The following is a 2912-nucleotide window of genomic DNA, read 5'->3' as shown; positions in this document are numbered from 1 at the left end:
ATCCTCGGCCTCGGAAAGAGAAAGGCCACCATCGAATTTTGCGATAGCGGCCCTTTCCTCGAACATCTCAATGTCAGGAATAATGATCAAGGCGAACACCCACTAGGTAGCCTGATCTGATCAACGATATTTCGTTTCTGCTCATCTGAGATACCAGCTGAATAGATGCCGTAGGTGATACCGTTCTCTGAGCGAGCTGACTTATGGCCGACTATGCTGGCAGTAAAATGCTCTGGCACACCTGTACGTTCACATTGAGTGATGAACCACTTTCGAGTTGAGTGAAACACCAGCCCCTGCCTATCTATCCCCAATGACTTCCGGATCGCAGCGAAGCGCTTGGTAATGTCGTTCACCCTCAGGTCAGGGAACAACGGTCCGGAAGATGGCAGGATTGACAGGAGAGGCTCCAACGCAGCATGGACGGGTACAATTCGCTCGGCTGCGTCAGTTTTCAGAAGCCTTATAGAGTTTGCGCGAACATGAAAAAACTGCCCCAGATTGCCTTTGAGAATGAGATCTTCTCTAAGCAGCCCCACCGCTTCCCCAGCCCTCATGCCCGACAGAAGGCACATAAGCAGCACCTTTCCGATTGCTGGGTCGTTCAGGTCTACTAGCTTCTTTGCTTCGGCATCGGATGGGACCGCATAGGGTTGGTGCCGCACCTTGACCTCCAAGCGGACGGACGCAAATGGGTTGGCGTCAATCTCGCCTTCATATCTGCACCAATCTAGCCAATGATTAACCTGCGACCAGATGCGGTGTTGTGTACGTCCCGTAATCCGGCCCTTGCGAGGCCGGGACCATTCGACAGAGGCGCCCAGAGACATCCCCCGTGTTTTGCTGGACTTACCGATAGTTGGGTTTAGCTCCGCAATAAGAGAAAGGAATTTACGCCCTTCCTCCCGTGTCAGTTCGGACATTTTCATGCTGCCAAACTTCGACCCGAAAAGTTCGATGGAGTACCTGGCACTTTTGAATCCACTGGGTCTAAGTTCTTTCTGACGTAAAATAAGATACCTACGCGAAGCATCAGCAACCGTCAGTTTTGGTTGTTCGACCGTATCGTAGCAGATCGGGTCTGAATGCCTCAAAGCAGAACGAAGTCGAGCTAGAGCGACCTCCGAAGGAGTGGCCCAGCCCAAAGCGCCATCTGCAGTCTGTTCCGTAGATTGAAGCAGCGACACGGCACCCGAAAGAGCCTTACGTACCGTCTCATCATAGCGAAGATTTACTTCTGCCGCCCTTTGTCGGGCGATCTTAGCGTCACTGGTTTTTAGTGACTGCTTCAAGGCTTTCTGACCAATGAGCGCAACGGCATCCTTTGGGTAGTTGCGCCTATAGAGCCACGTTTGCCCCTTTAGATAGGCATAGCGAATTCGTGCAGACGACATGGTCTGTTCCTTTCGTGTTGAGTAATGGGGATTGGTCTATCTGGCGATCTTGATGATCAGATCGTAGGCTGGTTCGCCGTAGACGCCTTCGAGTGGCCCTGTGATCGAATAACCCGTGATACAGTCGTCGTAGACTTCCCAGACGCGAAACAGGTGTTCGGGGATGTCATCGAAGGCTCGGATGACGACCACGTCGTCTTCTTTTAGCTGCCATTCTGTCATCCCACCCTCCTGTCGAGCAAAACATCAGAAAGAAGGAAGCCCACCACAAAACCTAATGGCAGTGGAAAAGCGAAATGTTGCAGCCAACTCGGCAAGCAAGCCAAGACAAGGCAACCGCCTGCCAAGGACTGTGGGATAGCCAGTCTTAGGGAAAACTTGGTTATTAACAGCCATGAAAAAGTTAGCCGAAAGCTGACCCCAAACAGTGTGAGCAGTATGAAACTAGAAAGCATTTATACATCTCCTAATAGGTTTCTTTGTATAGATGCTTGTATTTTCTCGGTTTTTTGTTCGACATATATATCAATGCAGTGACAGTAGAGCCGCAGGAAAACCTTCCGGGTAGCCAATAGGAGAAAAAATGAAACTACTTAAATATTCGTGGAGGCTCGCAATTGTAGCTGTCTTCCTTTTGTCCCTGACCCTGAATATTGCCTTTCTAGTCGGTGGATCAATTTATAAGATGGCGTCATCCGCGTTAGGAGCCGTGTCGGGAATTCGCACCGTAGCGATGCAGCACGCTGACGAAGTCGCACAACTCGGAGGTGATCTTGCCCAAGAGCGTACTGCCAGAAGAAAGCTAATAAGTGAGCTTTCAGACACGACCAGTGATCTTGCAACTGAACGTGTCGCTAATCGCAAACTGAGAGGTGAATTGGTAGAGGCAACAGGTAGCCTTGCCACAGAGCGCTTAGCTACTCAGCAGCTAAAGCGAGAAGTTGGTGATCCTCTGACTCGCCGTGTGGTGTATCGGGGCGAAAAGGTTGCTTTGAGAGATGCTGTAGACATGACTGCTAACAGAATCTCTAAGCGAGCAGTTGTGACCTCGACCCGAGAAGTCGGCTCGATGGCAGGCGAAGCAATGCCATATATCGGTGTTGCCGTGATAGTTGGCGTTACTGCATTAGAGCTAAATGATCTATGTGCGACGCTTAAAGATATGAACGAATTAAAGCGAGCGATGTCTCTTGAGTCTACCATTGGTGATGATGAAAAAACAGTTTGCGCGATCAAGGTTCCGACCAAGGAGGAGCTTTGGGAAGCTGCAAAATCATCGCCAGGAAAAGCTTGGTCCGCTGCGAGGGATGCAGTTCCCACACTTCAGGAAGTTAAAGACATTGAACTACCCAGCATTGACTGGGAGCAGGCTTGGTCAGCAACAACCAGCACTTCTACCGGTGCGTGGGAGGCTACCAAGTCGGGGGCGGCCACGGCGGTTGATGCATCGAAGTCAACCGGAGCACGCGCTTGGGGAAGTTTGTTCGGGAGAGATGAAGAAGAAGCTTCGGAAGACCA

The 2912-nt window shown here is 50.8% G+C and carries 3 protein-coding genes; 1 reads left to right on the top strand and 2 read right to left on the bottom strand.

What is annotated here, in order from left to right; all coding sequences use genetic code 11:
- Positions 1 to 86: 86 nt before the first annotated feature.
- Both Q1A06_RS20835 and Q1A06_RS20830 read right to left on the bottom strand, forming a co-directional pair.
- On the bottom strand, positions 87 to 1394 hold the full coding sequence (locus tag Q1A06_RS20835; RefSeq protein ID WP_299568036.1) for a DUF6538 domain-containing protein: 1308 nt from the start codon (positions 1392 to 1394) through the stop codon (positions 87 to 89).
- A gap of 36 nt (positions 1395 to 1430) precedes the next feature.
- A complete protein-coding gene (locus Q1A06_RS20830; RefSeq protein WP_299568035.1) occupies positions 1431 to 1616 on the bottom strand; it encodes a hypothetical protein in 186 nt (61 codons plus the stop codon).
- A gap of 361 nt (positions 1617 to 1977) precedes the next feature.
- Between Q1A06_RS20830 and Q1A06_RS20825 the strand changes: the two genes are divergently transcribed.
- On the top strand, positions 1978 to 2912 hold a 935-nt coding region (locus tag Q1A06_RS20825), incomplete at its 3' end, for a hypothetical protein (RefSeq protein ID WP_299568034.1).

Source organism: uncultured Sulfitobacter sp. (assembly GCF_947497275.1).
In the GTDB taxonomy this organism is placed as follows: Bacteria; Pseudomonadota; Alphaproteobacteria; order Rhodobacterales; family Rhodobacteraceae; genus Sulfitobacter.
Note: the sequence above shows the minus strand (reverse complement) of the source record. Positions and strands in the feature narration are given on the sequence as shown.

Excerpts from the sequence above, each read along its gene's own strand:
- Q1A06_RS20835 (WP_299568036.1), bottom strand. The coding sequence starts at position 1,394 with ATGTCGTCTGCACGAATTCGCTATGCCTATCTAAAGGGGCAAACGTGG.
- Q1A06_RS20830 (WP_299568035.1), bottom strand. The coding sequence starts at position 1,616 with ATGACAGAATGGCAGCTAAAAGAAGACGACGTGGTCGTCATCCGAGCC.